At 59.8% G+C, this 22,650-nt stretch carries 21 protein-coding genes and 1 pseudogene; 18 read left to right on the top strand and 4 right to left on the bottom strand.

Going from position 1 to position 22,650, the window contains the following annotated elements; all coding sequences use genetic code 11:
- Nucleotides 1-60: 60 nt before the first annotated feature.
- A pseudogene (locus tag AO388_RS14130) lies at nt 61-360 on the bottom strand (PAS domain S-box protein); the annotation flags it as partial.
- A 632-nt stretch (nt 361-992) separates the two neighbouring features.
- Here AO388_RS14130 and AO388_RS14125 point away from each other — a divergent pair.
- The 7 genes from AO388_RS14125 to AO388_RS29920 all read left to right on the top strand — a co-directional run bounded on the left by AO388_RS14125 (nt 993) and on the right by AO388_RS29920 (nt 8,361).
- Nucleotides 993-1,922 carry a helix-turn-helix domain-containing protein gene (locus AO388_RS14125; RefSeq protein ID WP_058416629.1) on the top strand — a complete coding sequence of 310 codons (930 nt, stop codon included), beginning with the start codon at nt 993-995 and terminating at the stop codon, nt 1,920-1,922.
- 109 nt (nt 1,923-2,031) lie between these two features.
- Nucleotides 2,032-2,934 (top strand): arginase family protein, encoded by a 903-nt coding sequence (locus AO388_RS14120; RefSeq protein WP_058416628.1) that lies wholly within the window; start codon nt 2,032-2,034, stop codon nt 2,932-2,934.
- Nucleotides 2,935-3,114: 180 nt separating this feature from the next.
- Complete coding sequence (locus AO388_RS14115; protein ID WP_042930459.1) at nt 3,115-4,461, top strand: LLM class flavin-dependent oxidoreductase; 1,347 nt, start codon at nt 3,115-3,117, stop codon at nt 4,459-4,461.
- Nucleotides 4,458-5,417: a D-isomer specific 2-hydroxyacid dehydrogenase family protein gene (locus AO388_RS14110; RefSeq protein ID WP_003432966.1), complete on the top strand. Its 960-nt coding sequence runs from the start codon at nt 4,458-4,460 to the stop codon at nt 5,415-5,417. Before AO388_RS14115 ends, AO388_RS14110 begins: the two co-directional genes overlap by 4 nt.
- Nucleotides 5,418-5,450: 33 nt before the next feature.
- The gene (locus AO388_RS14105; RefSeq protein ID WP_003367084.1) at nt 5,451-6,425 is read left to right on the top strand and encodes an aliphatic sulfonate ABC transporter substrate-binding protein; all 975 of its coding nucleotides are present in this window, start codon (nt 5,451-5,453) and stop codon (nt 6,423-6,425) included.
- 42 nt (nt 6,426-6,467) lie between these two features.
- Entirely contained in the window at nt 6,468-8,114 is a 1,647-nt protein-coding gene (gene rmuC / locus AO388_RS29925; protein ID WP_269085761.1) for a DNA recombination protein RmuC, read from the top strand.
- A gap of 25 nt (nt 8,115-8,139) precedes the next feature.
- Entirely contained in the window at nt 8,140-8,361 is a 222-nt protein-coding gene (locus AO388_RS29920) for a hypothetical protein (protein WP_269085760.1), read from the top strand.
- A gap of 93 nt (nt 8,362-8,454) precedes the next feature.
- Here the strand turns inward: AO388_RS29920 and AO388_RS14095 are convergent, their stop codons facing one another.
- From AO388_RS14095 to AO388_RS14085, 3 genes are all read right to left on the bottom strand, one after another.
- Nucleotides 8,455-9,990 carry an amidase gene (locus tag AO388_RS14095; RefSeq protein WP_058416627.1) on the bottom strand — a complete coding sequence of 512 codons (1,536 nt, stop codon included), beginning with the start codon at nt 9,988-9,990 and terminating at the stop codon, nt 8,455-8,457.
- A 222-nt stretch (nt 9,991-10,212) separates the two neighbouring features.
- Entirely contained in the window at nt 10,213-10,845 is a 633-nt protein-coding gene (locus tag AO388_RS14090) for an ANTAR domain-containing response regulator (RefSeq protein ID WP_003367076.1), read from the bottom strand.
- Nucleotides 10,842-11,990: a transporter substrate-binding domain-containing protein gene (locus AO388_RS14085; protein ID WP_058416626.1), complete on the bottom strand. Its 1,149-nt coding sequence runs from the start codon at nt 11,988-11,990 to the stop codon at nt 10,842-10,844. Before AO388_RS14085 ends, AO388_RS14090 begins: the two co-directional genes overlap by 4 nt.
- A gap of 728 nt (nt 11,991-12,718) precedes the next feature.
- On the opposite strand from AO388_RS14085, the gene urtA reads away from it, so the two are divergent.
- The 11 genes from urtA to AO388_RS14030 all read left to right on the top strand — a co-directional run bounded on the left by urtA (nt 12,719) and on the right by AO388_RS14030 (nt 22,617).
- Complete coding sequence (gene urtA / locus AO388_RS14080) at nt 12,719-13,900, top strand: urea ABC transporter substrate-binding protein (RefSeq protein ID WP_016567925.1); 1,182 nt, start codon at nt 12,719-12,721, stop codon at nt 13,898-13,900.
- A gap of 66 nt (nt 13,901-13,966) precedes the next feature.
- Entirely contained in the window at nt 13,967-14,869 is a 903-nt protein-coding gene (gene urtB / locus AO388_RS14075; RefSeq protein ID WP_003432973.1) for an urea ABC transporter permease subunit UrtB, read from the top strand.
- 1 nt (nt 14,870) lies between these two features.
- Nucleotides 14,871-16,013: an urea ABC transporter permease subunit UrtC gene (urtC, locus tag AO388_RS14070; protein WP_058416625.1), complete on the top strand. Its 1,143-nt coding sequence runs from the start codon at nt 14,871-14,873 to the stop codon at nt 16,011-16,013.
- A complete protein-coding gene (gene urtD, locus AO388_RS14065; protein ID WP_003367067.1) occupies nt 16,010-16,747 on the top strand; it encodes an urea ABC transporter ATP-binding protein UrtD in 738 nt (245 codons plus the stop codon). Before urtC ends, urtD begins: the two co-directional genes overlap by 4 nt.
- Nucleotides 16,748-16,749: 2 nt before the next feature.
- Complete coding sequence (gene urtE / locus AO388_RS14060; protein WP_003432976.1) at nt 16,750-17,439, top strand: urea ABC transporter ATP-binding subunit UrtE; 690 nt, start codon at nt 16,750-16,752, stop codon at nt 17,437-17,439.
- A 22-nt stretch (nt 17,440-17,461) separates the two neighbouring features.
- Nucleotides 17,462-17,902 (top strand): urease accessory protein UreE, encoded by a 441-nt coding sequence (gene ureE, locus AO388_RS14055; protein ID WP_058416624.1) that lies wholly within the window; start codon nt 17,462-17,464, stop codon nt 17,900-17,902.
- Nucleotides 17,899-18,630 (top strand): urease accessory protein UreF, encoded by a 732-nt coding sequence (locus AO388_RS14050; protein ID WP_003367062.1) that lies wholly within the window; start codon nt 17,899-17,901, stop codon nt 18,628-18,630. The genes ureE and AO388_RS14050 overlap by 4 nt, the downstream gene beginning before the upstream one ends.
- 33 nt (nt 18,631-18,663) lie before the next feature.
- Nucleotides 18,664-19,359 (top strand): urease subunit beta, encoded by a 696-nt coding sequence (locus tag AO388_RS14045; protein WP_058416623.1) that lies wholly within the window; start codon nt 18,664-18,666, stop codon nt 19,357-19,359.
- A 3-nt stretch (nt 19,360-19,362) separates the two neighbouring features.
- Nucleotides 19,363-21,075: an urease subunit alpha gene (gene ureC / locus AO388_RS14040; RefSeq protein WP_003367057.1), complete on the top strand. Its 1,713-nt coding sequence runs from the start codon at nt 19,363-19,365 to the stop codon at nt 21,073-21,075.
- A 25-nt stretch (nt 21,076-21,100) separates the two neighbouring features.
- Entirely contained in the window at nt 21,101-21,763 is a 663-nt protein-coding gene (gene ureG, locus AO388_RS14035; RefSeq protein WP_003367054.1) for an urease accessory protein UreG, read from the top strand.
- Nucleotides 21,760-22,617, top strand: coding sequence for an urease accessory protein UreD (locus AO388_RS14030; RefSeq protein WP_003432985.1), 858 nt, complete (start codon nt 21,760-21,762; stop codon nt 22,615-22,617). The genes ureG and AO388_RS14030 overlap by 4 nt, the downstream gene beginning before the upstream one ends.
- Nucleotides 22,618-22,650: the final 33 nt, after the last annotated feature.

Genomic DNA, 22,650 nt, shown 5'->3' with positions numbered 1-22,650 from the left:
GAGGCTGGTTGAAGGAACTTAGTGTGCCAAGGGTGGGGACAGTTGGCTATTTTTGCAGCGCCTCCCTAGGCGCTTGTACTGCCCTTCGTCGAAAGCGCCCTTGCCCAGTTTTTCCCAAAACGTCGCGTATTCGACGCTGGACGCATATTCCGGCGTGCAGAACATACGGTGATGCCGACCCTGGACCTCATCCAGCCGATAACCGACGCAATCCAGAAAATTGGTATTGGCCCGCAGGATATTGCCTTCAAGATCGAACTCGATCATCGCCTGGGAACGGTCAATGGCCGTCAACAGCGAGTGAAGATCAAGTTCCAGTCCGGCCCGTTCCCTGTAGGTGCTTTCAATTGTGGTCGACATGTGGAAGTACTCTGCGAGTAAGCATCTGTGGAAGTATTGTTATAAAGCCCCGGTCTCTGCGAGCCCTGTCAGACACACCGATGTGCGGACTATGGAGGCTGCCGGTCAAGCCGGTTAATCGTCTTTTTCAATGCCTTCCATAGCGCAAACTTCAAGGCCGTCAAAGCCAGGTAGAACTATCGAAGTCATTCGGCAAGGGGCCGTTACATAAACATCGGCTTCAGTCAGATTAGCTTTAGCGCTGCCAGACCACTATTTAGCCACTATCAACGCACACACTTCCTGGCCCTACCGATCACCGGCAAGGACCGCTTCGTAAACCACTTCCGTCTCCTGCTGAAAACCGTTGCGTCATCAGGCGTAAAACCAGATGACGAGAATCACGGCCCCCGTCCATCCCAGGGTGAGCAAGAAAGAAAGCCCAGCAAGGCGCGGGTCCATGGAACTCCTGTTCTAGAAGGCTTGGGTAAGCAGAGCGCTGCATACGTAGGGATATATCGGCTGGATCACAGGTCTATAAACTATTTTCACCACCTTGAAACACTGCCGGCACAGGGGTCTTGCTCTGGATCAACGTCTGATAACCTTGCCGCCGATCACTTCGTAAAAAGACGCTCGTCGCAGAGGCAGCCATGGCCATGATTTTCCCAGCCGAACCACTACGGCCCGAGGATCGTTTCGACGCCTGGCAGGAGGTTGTGAGCTCGACGTATGGCTTGGTCACCAGCCAGCCGCTGACCGAAGCGCCGTTTGACGGCAGGCTGAATGTCAGGGATCAGAGTAGCGTTACCTTCACCCGTATCCAGTCTTCCCCCCTCCATTACCGGCGGTTGCAGCAAGACAGGGAGAGCGATCACTTCCTCCTCACGCTCTCTTTGTGTTCCGTCGCTATCGTCGTGCAGAACGACAGAGAGTCCCGGCAAGGCGCTGGCGATATCGTCCTTTACGATAGCGCACAGCCTTACGCATGCAGTTACCCCGAAGGTGACGATCAGATTGTGCTGGCGGTGCCCCGCAAATTGTTGCTGCAACACATGCCCACTGCCGAACGACTGGTGTGCCGCACGCTCGATGGCCGTTCGACGCTGGGCCGTGTTGCCGCAACCTTGTTGAATGAAGCCTGGAACACAGAAGGCTTATCGGACCCGCTGAGCGAGCGACTCAATGCATCACTGCTGGACGTACTGTCTACAGCCTTCGACTCGGTGTTCGGCGACACCGATATCCGGCAGCAGTCTCGTCAAATGCAACAACTGCAGCGCATCAAGCAGTTCCTGTTGAATAATCTACCCGACACAGGGCTGACGGCCGAAAGCATTGCTTTGGCGACTCATGTTTCGCCACGCACGCTCAATCGCCTGTTCGCACAGGAAGGCACCACGGCCATTCGCTGGCTCTGGCAGCAAAGGCTCTCGGCGTGCCATGACGCATTGCGCAAAGGCCACGTTCGCCGCGTCAGTGACGCTGCGCTGAATTTCGGCTTCAGCAACCTCTCGCATTTCAGTCGAGCCTTCAAAAACGCTTATGGCATCTCTCCTCAGCAGTTGCTGGGGCCACGATAAGACGATTGGCACCTTCGGCACAGCGATTGACCGTTCAGGCAAAGCACGCCACATCCGGGTCGAGCAGTATCACCGCCATGCCAATGAACGGTGACGAAGGAAAACCTCGATGACTACCCAACCCGATAAAACCCTGCGCCTGATCTTTCCCCAGTGGCAAGGTGGCAACAACGCGCCTTATCATTTTGGCGCACAGCTGCTGGCGTGGCTGGCACCGGACGCGTCAGGGCCCGTCGAGCACGTGGCCGTAACCGAACCGGATGACCAACCACTTGAACTTGAAAACGGCATCATTGCCCGCCATGCGCTGCTGGCCCAGCTTGGCATTGCACGGCAGCTGATCGACCGGCATCAGCCGGATCGTCTGGTGGTTCTGGGTGGCGACTGCCTGGTCGACCTCGCGCCATTCGCCTACCTGAACGAACGTTATGACGGTGACCTTGCCGTGCTGTGGGTCGACGCTCACCCGGACGTCATGACACCCAGAGACTTCCAGCATGTGCACGCGATGGTCATGGGCAATCTGCTGGGCGAAGGTGACAAGGATTTCGTCGATGCCGTGAAACGCCCGATCAAGCCGGCCAATGTGATGTACGCGGGCCTGCAGGAAATGCTTGAGGTCGAAAGCGCATTCATCAAGCGTCTCGGGCTGCGCAGCGCCGATGCACAGGCGCTGGCGCACTCCAGCGAACCGGTGCTGGAGTGGCTTGAGGAAACCGGTGCAAGACACCTGGCGATCCATCTGGACCTGGACGTGCTGGACCCGGCACTGTTTCGTTCTGTGCTGTTTGCCCAACCCGGTGTCCCTGCCAGTAAATTTGAAGGCGTTGCTCAGGGCAAGATGACTATCGAGCAGGTCGTTCGCTTGCTGACAGACATTGCCAGCGCCGTGGACGTGGTCGGCCTTGGCATCGCCGAGCACCTGCCGTGGGATGCTCTGGCGCTGCAGAACATGCTGACGAAACTGCCGCTGCTCGGCGACCGGCTGCCAAGCCACGGGAATGACTCCTGAACCAGCGATCAAAATTCAATTTATGCATATTTAAATACTTTATGATTATTTAATTTAATAATTAACATATAACAAAATAGAACTTCACTGTGGGTTTTTATAGGCATATCGTCATCCTATACCGACCCCTTTCTCCAGGCGGAGGTGCATCCACCTTTCTGAACCGTCCGGAGCAAAAACATGAGCAGACAACGACACCTTAAACTTGGCGCAATGGTCCACGGAGTCGGCCATGGCTGGGGCGAATGGCGCCATCCGCACGCACTGGCCAACGCCAGTGTGAATTTCGGCTTTTATCAGCAGCAGACCCAGTTGGCCGAAGCGGCGCGCTTCGATTTTGTGTTCATCGCCGACAGCCTGCACATTCACGAAAAATCCAGTCCGCATTACCTGAATCGTTTCGAACCGTTGACCATTCTCTCCGCACTCGCAGCCACCACCCGGCATATCGGTCTGGTGGCAACGGTGACGGTCAGCTACACCGAACCCTTTCAGGTAGCTCGCCAGTTTGCTTCGCTGGACCACATCAGTGGCGGTCGGGCTGGCTGGAATGTGGTGACTTCCTGGCTCAGTGGCACCGCTGACAACTTCAGCAAGGGCGAACACCCACCGCACGCCGTACGCTACCGTATCGCCAAAGAGCATATCGAGGTGGTCAAAGGTCTATGGGATTCCTGGGAAGACGACGCCTTCGCCTACGATAAGCAGAAAGGCGAATTTTTCACGCCTGGCAAACTGCACGCGCTGAACCACAAGGGCGAATTCTTCTCGGTGAAAGGCCCGCTCAACATCGCCCGGTCGAAGCAGGGTCAGCCGGTGATTTTTCAGGCAGGCACCTCCGAGGCCGGGCGTAACTTTGCCGCTCAGAACTCCGATGCAATTTTTGTCCACGCCGAGAGTTTCGATGAAGCGCGCGCCTATTATCAGGACCTGAAACAAAGGGCTGGCGGCTTTGGTCGCGACCCTCACGCGCTGTCGATTCTTCCGGGCATTCGCCCGATTGTCGGGCGCGATGAGGCTGAGGTGGAGAGCCGCTATCGCCAGGCCGTGGAGTTGGTGACGATCGAAGACGCCATTGTCGCCCTTGGCCGACCGTTCAATGATCACGATTTCAGCCAGTACCCACTGGACGAACCCTTCCCGGAACTGGGCGATCTGGGCTCCAACAGCCAGAAAGGCGGTTCGGACCGGATCAAGCAACTGGCCAAAGACGAAGGCCTGAGCCTGCGTGAAGTCGCCCTGCGCTTCTCCCTGCCCCGCCGTGACTTTGTCGGCACACCGGAACAGGTCGCCGACGCGATACAAACGTGGTTCGAAGCAGGCGCAGCCGACGGTTTCATCATCAATAGCGTCCTGCCGGACGGCCTGCAGTACTTCACCGAATGGGTGGTGCCGGTGCTGCAACGACGCGGACTGTTTCGCACCGAATACAGCGGCAATACGCTACGTGAAAACCTCGGCCTTGAGGTGCCGGTCAATCGTCATGCGAAGGCTGTCGCCCATCAATCTGACGAGGCGGTGGCATGACTCGACTCGTGATTGCCAGCCAGCTGGATGATGATTTCAATCAGGTGATTCGCGAGCGGCTTGCAGTGACCCACCCTGAAGCCAGGGTCATCGGCGTACCTGCCGGAGTGCCGAGCGATTTGCCCGGCGAGGTCAGCATTCTGCTGGCGCGCCCTATCAACGTGCGTGGTTATGAAGCCCCGGCCTTGCCGCCTCCGGGCTGGCCCTATGGCCTGAAATGGATTCAGGTGGTGTCTTCGGGTATCGACTTCTACCCAGGCTGGCTGTTCAACGGGCCGCCGGTGAGCACCTCGCGGGGCAGCGCGGCAGAAAACATCGCCGAGTTCTCGCTGGCCGCCATTTTCGCCGCAGCCAAGCATCTGCCGGATATCTGGGCGCATGACTCGCAATGGAACTTCACCGCCCTGACGCTGCTCAAGGGCACCACGCTCGGGATTCTCGGCTTTGGTGCCATCGGTCGCAGCCTGGCCAGCAAGGCCCAGGCGCTGGGTATCAACGTGATCGCATTGCGGCAAAGTTCGGCTCCGTTCGAGGTTGACGGTGTCGAGGCTGCACGCGACATTCATGACCTGTTCGTGCGCGCAGACCATCTGGTACTGGCCGCGCCGTTGACACCGGCGACGCGGCACATCGTTAACGCCGAGGTGCTGAACAGTGCCAAACCCGGCCTGCACTTGATCAACATCGCCCGTGGCGGCCTGCTTGACCATGAAGCGCTGCTCAATGCGCTGGATAATGGAAACATCGGCCTGGCCTCGCTGGACGTCACCGAACCCGAGCCCCTGCCGGACGGGCATCCACTGTACTCACACCCTCGCGTGCGCCTGTCACCGCACACCTCGGCGATCTCCAGCAACAGCCGTAACGAAATAGCCGACAGCTTTCTGGCCAACCTTGAGCGTTTTCTCAACGGGCAGGCCTTGCAGAATCAGGCTGATCGCCAGCGCGGCTACTGACACTCAGCGTCACCTTTAAATACCGAGCGTGCCATGCCCAACCCGATAAAACACACACAACCTGGCTACCGCCGTCCGCTGCTGGCAGGCCTGCTCGCGGCGTTGGCGCTATGTATCGCCCTCCCCGTCGAAGCACAGCAAACGTTGCGGATCGGTTACCAGAAGTCCTCCACGCTGATCACCCTGCTGAAAACACGCGGCACGCTGGAAAAAGCCCTTGCGCCACAGGACGTCACCGTCACCTGGCATGAGTTTCCGAGTGGCCTGCCGCTGCTGGAGGCGTTGAATGTCGGCAACGTCGATATCAGCGCGGATGTGGCGGACACCGTACCGATCTTCGCTCAGGCAGCACAGGCCAAGCTGACCTACTTTGCCCAGGAAGCGGCCTCGCCTTCCGCGCAGGCAATCATCGTCCACAAAAACTCGCCCGTGCAGCAGTTATCGGATCTGAAAGGCAAAAAAGTCGCTGTCACCAAGGCAGCGGGCTCTCACTACCTGCTGATTGCTGCGTTGAAAAAGGCCGGTCTGGCATTTTCGGATATTCAGCCCGCCTATCTGTCGCCCGCCGACGGCCGCGCGGCCTTCGAAAACAACAAGGTGGACGCCTGGGTCACCTGGGAACCCTTCCTGACCAGCGCCCAACGGCAATTGCCGACTCGCACCCTGGCTGACGGCAAGGAGCTGTCCAGCTACAAGCGCTATTACCTGACCGGCACCAACTACGCCAAGGACCATCCGCAAGTGCTCAGCGTGGTTTACGAGCAGTTGCACAGCGCTGGCATCTGGCTCAAAGCCAACCCGCGCGAAGCCGCCCAGGTGCTGAGCCCTTTATGGGGCAATCTGGATATCGAAACGGTCGAAATCGCCAACAGCCACCGCACCTATCAGATACAGCCGGTCACGCATGAGCAACTGGACGAGCAGCAGCATATCGCCGATGCCTTCTTCGCAGCGGGCCTGCTGCCCAAGGCGGTGGATGCGCAGGATGTGGAGGTATGGAAGCGTTAAAGCAGATTCGGCTAACGTGGTCATCCTAAAAACAGGGAGGCAGTGATTGAAAACTATTTTGGACAGTATTCAGTAAACGAACAACGTGCCATCATTTTGGATCCTAACCCAACGAAAACGGATTTATCGATGGCCCAGCAATATTTGACCCCAGCTCTGATCGGGCTTTTCAGCTTGCTGTTCTTGGCAATAGGTTTCTGGATCAGCAGCCTTGTTGCATCCAGCAAGCTGGCGCGACAAGTTTCAGAACTGCAAGCGGCTCACCAGGCAGAACATCAGCAACTACTTAACGATGCGTCTTTGGCACGGCAGCGAGAGGATCAGATGCTCCGTGAGCAGGATGAGCACCAGCACGCGTTGACGCAGGCTCAGGAGGAAATTGCCCGCCATCGGGATACCGAGAAACAACTGAGTGTTCAGTTGGGTGAGCTCAAGACTTCACTGGAAGCAGAAAAACAAAGGATGTCCGATAAGATTCAGCAACTTTCCGAGGCGACTACGCTTGCTGAAAATCGCAGTGTTGAATCGAACAAATTGAGGATGCAGCTAGGCGAACTCAAAATGGAGGTCGGCCAAGGTCAGGAGCAGGCAAATCAACTACAGGAGTTGAAGAACGCTTATACCATCTCACAGGCGCGCATAGAAAAAGCCGAGGAAGAATTCAGAAAACAGCGTGAACAACTGGGCCACGCTGCGGAGCAGAAAGAACAACTGGACGGATTACGCACCGCGTTGGTACAGCGTGAAAAAGAACTGAACATCACGCGAGATGAGCTAAGCCTTGTCAAACAGAGTCTTGCCGAAGTTAACATGCGCCACCAACGGGATCAGCACTCCGCTGCCGAGAAACTGCAGTTACTGGAAGACAACAAGGTTCAATTGAAGCAAGAGTTTCAAAATCTTGCTAATCAGATTTTTGACAGCAAGCAACAAAGCTTTTCCGAGCAGAGCCGTCAAGGACTGGACACCCTGCTTAAACCGTTCAAGGACCAACTCGACTCATTTCGCCAACGAGTAGATCAGGTTCACTCCGATACCGTTCAAGGACAAAGCTCGATGAAAAGCGAGCTGGTCAAACTGATGGAATTGAACGCGCAGATCACCACCGAAGCATCAAACCTTACCAAGGCACTCAAAGGCGACAAAAAGCTGCAGGGCACCTGGGGCGAGCAAAAGGTAGAGATGCTGCTTGAGCAGGCGGGTTTGCGTAAGGGCTTTGAATATCACCGAGAAGCCAACTTCAAGGATGACGAGGCAGGAAATAATCGGCCTGACTTCGTCGTCAATCTTCCCGAGGGCAAGCACATCATCATCGACAGCAAAATGTCGTTGGTTGCCTACACTGATTATGTCTCTGCCGAAAACGACGAAGACCGTACCAAGGCTTTATCTGCCCACGTTCTGGCTTTGAAAAATCATATCAACGGGCTATCTGACAAGAGGTACACCGATCTGAACGGTGTCAATTCGCCGGACTTCGTATTTTTGTTCATGCCGGTCGAACCTGCCTATTTGGTCGCCGCCGAGCACAGCCCAGGCGTTTTTCAGGCTGCCTATGAAAAACGTATCGCAATCATCACGGCCACAACGTTGCTGCCGGTGCTTCGCGTTGTTTCAAACCTGTGGAGTATCCAGCGACAGAACAGCAGCACTCTACAGCTCGCTAGCATGGCGACCCAAGGTCTATGACAAGTTGCGCGTCTTTGTAGAGAAAATGGATAAGCTCGGAAATCAGATTGCCACGGTTCAGAAAAGTTATAACGAAAGCATCACGACGCTTAAAGGTGATCACGGCAGTCTGACAAAGACCGTCGACAAGTTCGTGAACCTGGGTGTTACGGTGTCAAAGCGTCTACCAGCGTCTGCCATCGGGGAAGATGAAGAGCTGGAAAGCGAATTGGCGATACTACCGGTAGAAGGTGCGGCCAACACCTGAATGTTGGTTTAACCTGAGAGCGGCGTCACTGACTCCTCAGGAAGCACACCCGCTCGCATGGAGTGAGCATGCCCCCTCGGTCAGCGTGCGAATTCAAGCACGCGGCGGCCTGGGAAACGCTCCGCGAGCGGTTTCATAAGCCTGCGCGACACGCAACGCCAGGGCATCCTTGAAGCGCGGCGCGACGATCATCATGGCGACCGGCAGTCCGTCGGCCAGACCGGCCGGTATCGACGTGGCCGGGTGGCCGGTCAGGTCGAACGGTGCGGTGTTGGCCAGCATGTTCAACGCGCTGTGCACGTACTCTTCGATTGGCGCGTCGGCGGCGGTCAGCGTGGTGGCCACGAACGGCATGGTCGGCATCACCAGCACGTCGAACTGCTTGAAGGCTTCATCGTATTGACGGGTCAGCTCTGGCACCAGCATCCGCGCCTTGGCGTAGTACGCACCGTGCAGGTTTTTCAGGCTGTAATGCCCGGTCAGCGCCACGGCACGCACGCTGCTGGATAACGCATTGGCGTGTTCGCGACGCTTGGCGCCGAAGTAACTCATGATCTCGGGGTCGTAATAGCCGTCGACATTCATGCCATAACCGTTGCCTTGCAGCATCTGGTACGCCGCGCCATCGGTGGCGATGACATTCCACATGTCCAGCGCCACCCCGCGGTGCCACGGCGCACTGGCGTCACCGACCGTCGCACCGAGACTTTCCAGCTGAGCCACGGCGGCGCGAACCAGTGCGTCAACCTGCGGCTCGGACATGCCGGGAATCGCGAAGCCTTCACTCAGCAGGCCTATTTTCAGGCCCGCAACGCCTTGATCGAGGGTCGCGACGCAACTGACGGCTGGCGGGTTTTTCTGCCTTGAGTCGAGCCCGTCGGCGCCGGCGATCACATCGAGCATGATTGCGCAGTCGCGCACGTTATTGGCCATCGGGCCGACATGGTCGATGGTCCGTTCAATCGGGAAGGCGCCGGTGTAAGGCACCAGGCTATAGGTGGGCTTGTGTCCGACGATGCCGCTCCACGCCGACGGCATGCGGATCGATCCACCCTGATCGCCACCGATGGCCATGTCCACTTCCTGCAGAGCGACCAGCACGGCACTGCCGCTGGATGAACCGCCGGCGTTGCGGGTCAGGTCCCAGGGGTTTTTCACCGCGCCGGTGGCCGAGGTAAAACTGGCGCCGGAGAAACACAGGTCTTCGCACACCGACTTGCCAATGACCGTCGCTCCGGCGGCCAGCAGACGCTTGACCACCGTGGCGTCTTCGGACGGCACGTAACCGTCAAGGCTCAGTGAGCCGTTGGCCATCGGTACGCCGGCCACTGAGACGTTGTCCTTGATGACCACCGTTCTGCCCGCCAACGGGCCACTGGCAGCACCGGTGATGTGGGTCTTGACGTACCAGGCACCGTACGGGTTCTCGGCGGCAGCCGGTTTGCTGTGTTCGCGCAACGGCGCAGGCTGGGCGACATGGGCAGCGTACAGGGCATCAATGGCTTCGTAGGAACCCAGGGTTTCGTCTGCAAGACTGAGGAACGACTCCATCTGGCTGTCTGACAGGTCGTAGCCATGGTCCTGGGCGGCAATCAGAAAGTCGGCTTTGCTGGGGCGTTTTACGGACATGGTGTTCTCCAGATAACGGTAAGGACAGCCCGGGTTCAGGCAGTCATTGACTGGAGCCGCCTGCGCAGGGGCGCACAGGCCTGGGCTCGATCCGGAGGACGTCGTTGTCCACGCCGGTCGCCACGCGGTGTTCCATACCTGCCGGTTCAGGGCGTATGGCAACCGTCCACGCAGAAGAGGATCAGGCGTGGCGCCCGATACTCGAAGCTTGTCTGCAACCTGTCAGGAACAGGCTTGTTGAAACAGTTCATGGGCCTTGACCAGCGCCTCGGCGATTTTTTCCACCGGCTCGCGCTTGGCCATCGCCTGATCACGCAACGCGTTATAGGCGTCCGTTTCAGACAGGCCCTTGGTTTCCATCAGGATGATCTTGGCCTGCTGCACGGTACGCATAACCGCCATGCGCCCTTCCAGGCGCTTGACATGCTTTTCCCTTTCCCGCGTCTTGCGGGCCTGGCTGAGGGTGATGGCCAGAGCGGTCAGCAGGCCGAACGAGCGGACCGGCGACGGAATCACCGAGCAGGCGTTGAGCTGCACCAGCGCCTCGACAATGATCGGGTTTTCATAGGCGATCACCGGAATGATCGGTGGTGTCGAACTGTGCAGCAGCCAGGGTGTGTTGGTCGACAGGCTTTCCGGCGATACCGCCAGTACGATTACGTCAGCCTCGCTGTGCAGACGCTCGGGAATCGGCCATTGCACCCGCACCTGACAACCAATGCGCTGCAACTGAGCGATCAGGTTGCGACCGTCTTCGTCATCGGGATGCATCACCAGCACGCTGATATCGCGCAGGTCCTTGATGCCGCCTGCGCTGTCGTTGCGCAAACGTTTCTTGGCGGCACGCAGGGTCATGGACGCCTCCCGGTCAGGCTGGACCAGCCATTGAAGTCAGGCGCCACCGCATAAGGATCGGGCTTCAGCGCTTTCTGACTTTCGTAAAGGATGTCGAACTGCCCGTCGGCATTGGCACGGCCGATCCGCGAGTACAGGTAGGTATGGTGATTGTGTTCATCGATACGCACCCGTCCCTGAGGCGCGTCGTATTCCAGACCGCGCATGGTCTGCAACACACTCTCCACTTCGGTACTGCCTGCACGGGCGATCGCCTTGGCCAGCAGATGGACCTGAAAGTAAGCGGCCTCCCAACAGCGGTCGGTCACCTGATGCTGGCCAAACATTTCCCGATACTGGGCAATGCACTGGCGATTGAGCGGCGTGTCGATCGACTGGAAATAGGTCGCTGCCGAAATGTGCCCGGTGCCCAGATGGACGCCCATCTGCTGAATGTCGGTTTCGCTGGTAGTGACACTGGCAATCGGCATGACCGCTGGGTCGAAACCGGCATCAGCATAGGCCTGATACAAGTGGGCCATGGTGTCGCCGACCACTGTCGAAAAAATGAACGAGGGTTTCAGCTCTCTCGCTTTGACCATGAGCCTGGCGAAGTCCTCTGCCCTGGCGTTTTTCAGTGGCAAGTAGTACTCACCCAGCTTGCTGCCGCCCCGCTCGCAAAGCAGGTCGCTCATCAACCGGTTGGTTTCGTAGGGGTAGACGTACTCGGAGCCGATCATCAGCACGCGACTGCCGAAGTGATCGAACATGTAGCTGCCCAGTGGCACCGCATTGTGATTCGGCGTAGCGCCGGTGTAGATGATGTTGCGCGAATACTCGAAGCCCTCGTAGTACACCGGATAGAGCAGCAATGCGTTGTAGCGTTCGACGACAGGCAATACGGCCTTGCGCGCTGCCGAGGTGTAGCAACCGAAGAAAAACCGCAGGTTCTCTTCGCGAATCAGCGATTCAACATGCATGGCAAACAGCGCAGGCGTGGAATCCGGGTTGCGGGTGATCAGTTCCAGAGGACGGCCATTCACGCCCCCGGCGGCATTGATCTGATGAATTGCAAACTGTGCGCCGCGCATTGTTGAACACTCACCGGCAGCGGTGACGCCGGTATTGGAAAACAGACCTCCTATGCGGATCGACGGGTCAGTCATGCCTATAAACCTTTCACGTGAGATGAGACGCCCGCAGGTGGCCGGGAGCCTGAAAAGAAGACTGAGCGAATAACCGTGGATTCAACGGTGGCTCTCAGGCGGTTGTGCCTGGGGCTGGCGTGACGGCAGTGTCAGGACCAGTCATGCGAGGGGCCTTCCACACCTGCCGAGAATGGGCGTGTGGCAAGAGACCCTGCGAGGGTGTCGGGCAGGCTCATGCAGGGAGCGGGCCATACGTGACGCGGCGCGTCGGGGAGAAGCGAGTTCGATGGCGAAGACGGCCATGCATTCATGGGGTTTATGTTGCCTCGAACATTGCTTTCGCGAACTAGTTCGCTCCTGCAAAGCAAAATATCTCAGCCTATGCATGAGCACATATCGCGAAAAAAAAAGCGTCTTCCGCATCACGCTTTTGGTGCGCTAGAGCCCTGTTCGCGCCAAAGCGGCGCATGTCGGTGTGTGCGTGCAATAAATGCAGGGATGCTCTGCCTCAGGGGTTCGAAACGCGCGCCAACAGCCGTTTCGCCAGTTGGCATTGCCCTTGCTAAGTTCATCCTGAGACATCGCGCCAGCTGTTTGCCCTACGCCCCTCTCGGCAAGTAGGGAGACACCTCGCGTACGACTGGATCGGACGCAGTTGTCCCGCCAGATTCGGCACAAAAGCCTGACCTCCCGCCCATTGATTTGGCCGGGACGTCGGGCTTTTTTCATTCCTGGGAGATAAGTGAATGCACAACGACAAACGCCGTTTGATCAAGCATGCTCTGTTGCTGGGTGCGATCAGCCTGCTGCCGTTTTCCCTGATCGGTCAGGCGCAGGCGGACGAGACTGTGAAAGTCGGCATCATCCACTCGCTGACCGGCACCATGGCCATCAGTGAAGCCTCGGTGGTCGACGCAGAAAAACTCGCCATCGAAGAGATCAACGCCAGTGGCGGCGTGATGGGCAAAACCATCGAGCCAATCGTCGAGGACGGTGCCAGCGACTGGCCGACCTTCGCCGAGAAGGCACGCAAGCTGCTGGAAAACGACCACGTCGCAGTCACCTTTGGCGCGTTCACCTCGGCCTCGCGCAAAGCGGTGCTGCCAGTCTTCGAGCGCAACAAGGGCCTGCTCTACTACCCGACCTTCTATGAAGGGCTGGAGAAATCCCCGGCCATTATCTACACCGGTGCCGAAGCCTCGCAGCAGACCCTTGCCGCCGTCACCTGGCTGATGGCCAACAAGGGCAAAAGCGTCTATCTGGTCGGTTCCGACTACATCTGGCCACGCACCACCAACAAACTGGCACGGGCATCGGTGACCAAACAGGGCGGCTCCATCGTCGGCGAAGACTATCTGCCGCTGGGGGCCATCGAGTTTTCCTCGGTGATCAACAAGATCAAGGCGGCCAAGCCGGACATCGTGCTGTCGACCATCGTCGGCGGCTCCAACGTGGCGTTTTACAAACAGCTCAAGGCCGCGGGTATCGACAGCAGTAACCAGACGCTGATGGGGCTGGCGATCACCGAAGAGGAAGTCACCGGCATCGGTGCGGAGAACCTCGTTGGCTTCCTGACCTGCATGAGCTATTTCCAGAGCCTGAAAAACCCGGTCAACGAGAAGTTCGTCCAGGCCTTCAAAACACGCTACGGGCAGCAGCGCGTCGTCGGTGACCCGATGGCTGCGGCGTATACCGCAGTGTACCTGTGGAAAAAGGCCGTCGAGAAAGCAGGCAGTTTCGACGTGCCGAAAGTAATCGCCGCGTCCTCGGAACTGACCCTCGATGCGCCCGAAGGCGAGATCAAGGTGCACAAGGACAACCACCACCTGTGGAAGCGTGCGCGCATCGGCACCCTCAATGCGCAGGGCCAGGTCGACGTGATCTACGAGTCGGCACCGATCGAGCCCAACCCCTTTCCGAAACTCTGATCCCGGCACGGGCGCGATCCGCTTCGCGCCCGCTTTCGTCAATGTGCAGCAACAGGTAGCGACGGCATGACTCTCGATACGCTGGTAATGCAAGTCTTCAGCGGGTTCTCGCTGTTTTCCGTGCTGGTGCTGATGGCACTCGGGCTGACCATCGTGTTCGGCCTGATGGGCGTGATCAACATGGCGCACGGCGAACTGATGGCGATGGGCTCATACATGACCTACGTCACCTCCGTGGTGTTTCAGCGCTACTTTCCGGAGCTCATGGGCTGGTATTTCATCATCGGCATCGGGATGGCCTTTGTGGTGACCTTTGCCTTCGGTCTACTGCTGGAACGCTGCTTCATACGCTTCATGTACAACCGACCGCTCGACACCCTGCTGGCGACCTGGGGGCTGTCTCTGGTCCTTCAGCAGCTGTTTCGCCAGGTCTTCGGCCCCAAGGAAGTCAGCGTGCCCACCGTGCAGTGGTTGCAGGGCGCATGGAAAATCAGCGACGGGCTGGAGCTGCCCCTCAACCGGATTTTCATCATTGGTCTGACCTTCGTGATTGCCGCTGCGGTGTTCCTGTTCCTCTACCGCAGTCGCTGGGGCCTGCGCATTCGCGCCGTGACCCAGAACCGCGCCATGGCCGGTGCAGCCGGGATCAACACCGCGCGGGTCGACTCGGTGACCTTCGCGCTGGGCTGCGGACTGGCAGGCATTGCCGGCAGTTCATTCACCATGCTCGCCTCCACAGGCCCGGTCAGCGGTCAGCAATACCTGGTGGACACCTTTATCGTCGTCGTGTTCGGCGGCGTGGAAAGCCTGCTGGGCACCTTCCTTTCGGCGTTCGCCATCGGCCAGACCCAGGTTTCGCTGGAATACCTCACCACCGGCTCCATGGCCAAGGCGATCACCCTGCTGGTGGTCATCGTGCTGCTGTTCTTCCGCCCCAACGGCCTGTTCGCCACGAAAGTGAGACGTTGAGATGAATGACATGACTGAAAAGCCGACGCTGCGGCCGCAGGCCACAGTGCCGGGCGCAGGCAAGCCAGCGGGTGGCTGGTTGACGCTGATCGAGCGCTACAGCCTGATCTGGCTGTCGCTGCTGTTGCTGGTGGCGTTGCCACTGATACTGGGGGATTTTCGCCTCGGGCTGGCCGGCAAATACCTGAGCCTGGCGTTCTGCGCAGTGGGCATGGTGATGATCTGGGGCTACGGCGGCATCCTCAGCCTCGGTCAGGGGATTTTCTTCGGCCTGGGCAGCTACATGATGGCGATGTACCTCAAACTCGAAGCCACCGCCACGGATGAAGCGGCCAGCGCCCTCGCCGCTTTCTACGGTTCGGCACTGCCGGACTTCATGATCTGGAACAGCGTCGAAGCCCTGCCCTGGTGGTGGAAACCGTTCGAGTCGGCGACCTTTACCCTGGCTGCGATCCTGATCCTGCCTGCACTGCTGGCGTTTCTGTTCAGTTATGCCTACTTCAAAAAACGCGTGGGCGGCGTGTACTTCTCGATCATTACCCTGTCACTGGCCTCGATCATGTCGATCATGATCATCGGCCAACAGGGCTACACCGGCGGCGTCAACGGCCTGACCGATTTCAAGACCGCCTTCGGCCTGAGCCTGCAGACGCCCCAGACGCCCTGGATTCTCTACCTGATCACCACACTGTTGCTGCTGGCCAGCGTCGCGATGTGCGGGTTCATTCTGCGCAGCCGCCTGGGCAAGGTGATCGTGGCAATCCGTGATCGCGAAGACCGGGTGCGTTTCTCCGGTTACAACACTGCGCTGTTCAAGGCCTTCATTTTTGCCGTGGCCGCACTGATTTCCGCGCTGGGCGGGGTGATGTTCACCTTGCAGGTCGGCCTGGCGTCGCCCTCGCTGGTGGGCATCATTCCGTCCACCGAGATCGTCATCTACGCCGCGCTGGGTGGACGCCTCTCGCTGGTGGGTGCGGTGTACGGCACGCTGTTGATCGGCACGGCCAAAACCTGGCTGTCGGAAAACTTCGTCAGTTTCTGGCAGTACTTCATCGGTTTCCTGTTCATGGCCGTCGTGCTGTTCCTGCCCACCGGGCTGGCCGGACTGCTGCAGCGCCTGAGCAACAAGGGGGCGCAGTCATGAGCGCGATGTTACTGAGTGTCGAAGACCTGACCGTGTCATTCGACGGTTTCAAGGCGGTCGACAACCTCAATTTCTATGTCGAGGAAAACCAGGTGCATGTGGTGATCGGGCCCAATGGCGCGGGCAAGACCACCCTGCTCGACATGATCTGCGGCAAGACCCGCCCGAGTGCCGGCAGCATCCGCTTCAAGGACCTGCAACTGGCCAACATGATCGAGTACCAGATAACCCGCGCTGGCGTGGGCCGCAAGTTTCAGAACCCGTCGGTCTACGAAGACCTCACCGTGCGTGAAAACCTCGACATTTCCTCGCCGGACAAGCGCGGCATCTTCAACTGCCTGTTCGCCGGGAAGAACGCAGCGCTGAATGCCGAAATCGATCAGACCGCCGAAATGATCTTTCTCAAGGACCAGCTGGGACGCAAGGCCGGGCTGTTGTCCCACGGCCAGAAACAGTGGCTGGAGATCGGCATGCTGTTGATGCAGCGCCCGGAACTGCTGCTGCTCGACGAGCCCGTCGCCGGCATGAGCGCAGGCGAGCGGGAGAAAACCGCTGGCCTGCTCAAGCTCATCGCCAAGGGTCGCGCGATGGTGATCATCGAGCACGACATGGAGTTCGTGAAATCGGTGGCTGACAAGGTCACCGTCCTGCATCAGGGCAAGACCCTGGCCTACGGCTCGATGGATCAGGTGCAGAACGATCCTCGCGTCATCGACGTCTACCTGGGGCACTGAACATGCTGAATGTCTCTCACCTCAACGTGTATTACGGCGACAGTCACGTGTTACGTGACCTCAGCCTGGAGCTGGCGGCAGGCGAGTCACTCGCGGTCATGGGCCGCAACGGCATGGGCAAGACCACACTGCTCAGAAGCCTGGTCGGCATGTTGCCGACGCGCAGCGGCAGCATCACCCTGGCCGGGCAGGAACTGACCGGCAGCAAGAGTTACGAGCGTGTCGCCGCCGGGGTCGGTTTCGTGCCTCAGGGGCGGATGATCTTCCCCTACCTGAGTGTCGAGGAAAACATCCTGACCGGCATGCAGGGTGCGCCCGCAGCGCCAATTCCCGACTACATCTTCGAATACTTCCCGGTGCTGTTCGAGATGCGCCGACGCAAGGGCGGCAACCTGTCCGGCGGTCAGCAGCAACAGCTGGCCATCGCCCGGGCGCTGGTTTCCAACCCCAAGGTGTTGATCCTCGATGAGCCCACCGAAGGCATCCAGCCGTCGATCATCAAGGACATCGCCAAAGCCCTCAACCTGCTGAAAAAGGAACGCGGGTTTTCGCTGATTGTTTCCGAGCAGGTGCTGTCGTTCGCCATGGCGGTGGCAGACCGTTACCTGATCATCGAAAAAGGCGAATTCGTGCACAGCGAAGTCCGCGAAACCGTCGACCGCGAGCGCATCCTGCGCTACCTGACAATCTGAACAACGTACGGGAGCCATCGCCATGCTGATACTCGACCGCATTCTGGGCCAAGCCAGCGACCCTGCCCTCGCCGACCACCTGCATGACCTGAGCCATGCCGGTCAGGTCGAAACCCTGAGCCTGTCCGGCAGTGACATTCAGCGCCATCGCCTGCGCCTGGCCAGTGATCGGGGCACCGACTGCGCGATTCGTCTGGAACGTCACCAACACCTGCGCAACGGCTCGGTGCTGATGCTCGACAGTCAACGCGCCATCGTCGTGCAAATGCAGGATCAGCAATACCTCGACCTGCAACCACGCGATGCGGCGGCCGCGCTGGAACTGGGTTATTTCGCCGGCAACATGCACTGGGCAGTGCGCTTTGCCGGAGACACCTTGCAGATCCCGCTCAACGGCCCGGAAGCTGACTACCTCGAGCGTCTGGCGCCCATGCTCGCGGACGGCCGGGTGCAGCGCGCATGAACGCCTCGAGCAGCCTGTTGCTGGCCCTGCAGCAGGCCGACAGTTTCTTTCCCGGCGGTGCGGTGGCGTGGTCATGGGGTCTGGAAACGCTGGTCGCTGACGGACACCTCGGTCACGGCGAAATCGTCGCGCCACGACGCCGGCAACGAACGGTTCGCCATAGCCGCAGTGCCGAGGTACATGGCTTCGTCGAGGGCCAATTGCGCCATCGCTGGAACAGTTTTGATCGAGTGTTTCTGCTCGCCGCCTGGCACGCGGCCGATGACCAGCCGGCGTTGATGGCTCTGGACACTCAGATCGAAGCACTCACCCTGGCCGAGGAACTGCGCCAGGGCTCACGACGTGTCGGCCAGGCATTGCTGGGCGTGCATGTCGCGCTGGGCACATCGGGCGCGGCGTCCTATCAACAGCAGATTCTGGCAGGCCACACACCGGGCCATCTGCCCGTGGTGCAGGGCCTGCTCTGGAATCACCTGGGCATGCACCGCGATCACTGCCAACTGGCTGCCGCACACGCCTTGTGCACCGGGCTGGTCAGCGCCGCCGTACGCCTCGGGGTCATGGGCCACATCGATGCGCAACGAGTGCTGACCGATATTCAACCGCTGATCACCGAACTGCTGGCGCAGGAACCGCCTGAGCCAGACGACGCGTGCGGCTTCACACCCATGGCCGAAATCGCCGTGATGCGTCACGAAACCCAGGACCTGCGCCTGTTCGCCAATTGACCGGCCTTCTACTGACAGCTCTGGAGCCCCCTCATGTTGCTGACCCCTACCGAACTTGAACGACTCACGCTGTACACCGCCGCCGAGCTGTCACGCAAACGCCGCAGCAAGGGCCTGCGCCTGAATTTCCCGGAAGCCTCGGCCCTGATTGCCGACGAGATCCTCGAAGGCGCACGTGAGGGGCGCAGCGTCGCCGAGCTGATCGGTTTCGGCTCGACGATCCTCAACACCGATGACGTGATGCCTGGGGTCGCCGACCTGCTGCCGGTGCTGCAGGTCGAGGGCACGTTTCCGGATGGCACCAAACTGGTCACCGTGCATCAACCGATCCGGCCGGGCCGACTGCCGCTGGCGGTCATGCCGATACCGGGAGAGATTCTTTCACCTGACGGCGATATCCACCTGAATGGCGAGCGGCCGACCGCCACCCTGCGCGCGATCAATACCGGCGACCGACCGGTGCAGATCGGCAGTCACTATCACTTTTTCGAAGTCAACAAGGCGCTGGATTTCCCGCGTGAACGTGCCTTCGGCATGCACCTGGATATTCCCGCAGGCACGGCGGTGCGCTTCGAACCCGGCGAGCTGCGCGAAGTGCAACTGGTGCAGTTTGGCGGAACTGGCGACATCCACGGCTTCAGTGGCCTGACCAATGGCAACCTGCACGATCCGGCCTGCAAGCTCGCAGCGCTGGAGCGTGCCCGCGCCCAACTCTTCAAAGGAGCCTGAGGCATGGCAACGATGACCCGCAAGGAATACGCCGCCATGTACGGCCCCACGACCGGCGATGCCGTGCGCCTGGGTGACACCTCGCTGCTGGCCGAAGTCGAGTTCGACCACTCGGTGCCTGGCGATGAGTGTCTGCACGGTGGTGGCAAGACGCTGCGTGACGGCATGGGCCTGATGCCCGGGCACGACAGCGCTGACGGGGCCCTGGACATGCTGATCTGCAACGCGCTGATCATTGACCCGGTGATCGGCATCGTCAAAGGCGACATCGGTATCAAGGACGGCAAGATCGTCGCCATTGGCAAGGCCGGCAACCCGCAGATCATGGACGGGGTGCACCCGCAACTGATTTGCGGCGTCGCCACGACCGTACGCGATGCCGAGGGCTTGATCGTCACCCCCGGCGGTATTGACGTGCATGTACATTTCGACTCGGCGCAACTCTGCGATCACGCGCTGGCGGCAGGTCTGACCACACTGATCGGCGGCTCGCTGGGGCCGATCACGGTAGGCATCGACTGTGGCGGGGAATGGAACGTCGGCAAAATGTTGCAGGCCGCCGAAGCTTGGCCGATCAACTTCGGTTTTCTGGGGCGCGGCAATTCCAGCAAGCCTGAATCGCTGCTCGGGCAACTGCGTGGCGGTTGCCTGGGGCTGAAGATCCACGAGGACTGGGGCGCCATGCCGGCGGTGATCGACACCTGTCTGAAAGTCGCCGACGAATACGATTTTCAGGTTCAGTTGCACACCGACACCCTCAACGAATCCGGGTTTCTCGAAGACACGCTGGCGGCGATCGGTGACCGCACCATTCACATGTACCACACCGAAGGCGCAGGCGGCGGGCATGCGCCGGACATCATCAGCGTCGCTGGCAAAAGCAACTGCATCCCCTCCTCGACCAACCCGACCAACCCCTACACCGTGAACACGTTCGACGAGCATCTGGACATGATCATGGTCTGCCACCACCTCAATCCGGACGTGCCGGAAGACGTGGCGTTCGCCGAATCGCGGGTGCGCCCGCAGACCATCGCTGCCGAGGACATCCTGCACGACACCGGCGCCATTTCGATCCTGGGCTCCGACAGCCAGGGCATGGGCCGTATCAACGAGGTGATCTGCCGGACCTGGCAACTGGCGTCGAAAATGAAAGACCAGCGCGGTCGCCTACCGGAAGAAACCACAGCACTGGGCGACAACGAACGGATCAAGCGTTACATCGCCAAATACACCATCAACGCCGCGCGGGTATTCGGCATCGACAGCTACATCGGCTCTCTGGAGCCCGGCAAGCTGGCCGACCTGGTGCTCTGGCGGCCGGCCTTCTTCGGCATCAAGCCGGAGCTGGTGGTCAAGGGCGGCTTCATCGTGCACGCCGTGATGGGTGATTCCGCCGCCTCGCTGTACACCTGCGAGCCCTTGGTGATGCGTCCGCAATGGGGCGCATTTGGCGAGGCCAAACAGGCGCTGTCAGTCAACTTCGTCAACCGTCTTGCCGTCGAGGCCGACACCGCCACACGCCTGGGGCTCAAGAAGCAACTGCTGCCCGCGTTCGGCACTCGCACACTGCGCAAGTCCGACATGCTGCACAACGATGCCTGCCCGGACATCCGCGTCGACCCGCAGACCTTCGATGTGTATGCCGACGGCGAGCGCCTGCACTGCGAGCCGGTCAGCGAAGTGCCACTTGCGCAACGCTACATGCTGCGTTGAAACCCTCCCGCACAGGAACCCCGACATGAGCCTGCCTCTGAATGCATCCGCCCCGCACACCGACGCCCAACCTCATCCCGGCGCAGCGCGCGTCGGTATCGGCGGGCCGGTCGGCTCGGGCAAGACACGTCTGCTGGAACAACTGATCCCGCGCTTCATTGCGCGCGGCACCGAGCTGGCGATCATCACCAATGACCTTGCGACCCGCGAGGATGCCGAGCGTGTGCAGCGCAGCGGCCTGATCGATCCTCAGCGGGTTCGTGCGGTGGAAACCGGTGCCTGCCCGCACACGGCCATTCGTGAAGACCCGACCCTCAACCTGCAAATGGCCGATGAGCTGGAGGCGCGCTTCGGCAATCTCGATCTGGTGCTGATCGAATCCGGCGGCGACAACCTGGCCTCGACCTTTTCGCTGGATCTGGTGGACTACTGGATTTTCGTCATCGATGTCGCAGGCGGTGACGATATCCCGCGCAAACGCGGACCCGGCGTGCTGAGCTGCGACCTGCTGGTGGTCAATAAATACGACCTGGCACCCTATGTGGGGGTCGACCTGCCGCGTATGCGGCGCGAGTCGGCGCAGGCGCGCAACGGCCAGCCGGTGCTGTTTACCAACTGCAATACCGGCGAAGGCGTCGACGCGGTGGTTGAAGCGATAAGCCGTGCCGTGTTGTTCGACCGCACATGAACGCCCATCAATCGTCACTGCCCGCACAGGCAAAAAGCACGGCGCATATTGCTTTCAGCAAGGCGCCTTCCGGGGCCAGTTATGTGTCTCGTCAGGAAGTCGGCTACCCCTTCCATCTGGGCCGTAACCTGACTCTGCCACAAGACCCGCCCGGCATGGCGGCGGTCTACCTGCAGTCGTGCTCGGGAGGCCTGTTCGCCGGGGAACAACTGCACCTGCATCTGCACGCAGGGCCAGGCACACAAGTGCACGTCAGTACCGGCGCTGCGACGGTCGCGCACAGCATGCTTGAGCAGTCGGCGCAGCAGACCGTGACGCTGGTCGCCGAAGCCGATGCACTGCTGGAGTACCTGCCGATGGCCACCATTCTGTTTCCACAGACGCGGCTGCATAGCCAGGTAAACGTAACGCTGCACCCCGGCGCAAGAGTGTTGCTGTGCGACGCATTCTGCCTGCACACACCTCCAGGCAGCGAAGGGTTGCCCGACTTTTACCGCGCCGATCTGCAGGTCTACAGCCCGGCCGGAAAACTGCTGGCCGGTGACCGACTGGCAATGACCGGCGCAGACCTGCAACGCCGACTGCCTGGTGTGAGCGGTCAACGGCAAGCCTTGGCGACGTTCATGCTGGTGGGCCAGGGTTTGCCGATAGAGGATTTGAAACGGACGTTGCGCGAAGCGTTACACGACGTTGCCGATAGCTACCAGGGCGTCAGCGCATTGCCGAACGATTGCGGCGTGTCCGTACGCATGATGAGCGCCGATGCAGTGGCGTTGCGTAATGCGCTGCACCTGGCCTGGGCATGCGTTCGTCAGCAATTGACAGGACTTGCGCCACGGGTGCGGCGCAAGTGAGCAGTCAGGCCACTGCAGAGCACTTTCCAGGCT

The sequence above is a fragment of the Pseudomonas sp. ICMP 10191 genome, from assembly GCF_001467335.1.
GTDB lineage: Bacteria > Pseudomonadota > Gammaproteobacteria > Pseudomonadales > Pseudomonadaceae > Aquipseudomonas > Aquipseudomonas cerasi.
The sequence above is the reverse complement of the archived record's forward strand: the minus strand, read 5'-3'. Positions and strand labels throughout refer to the sequence as shown.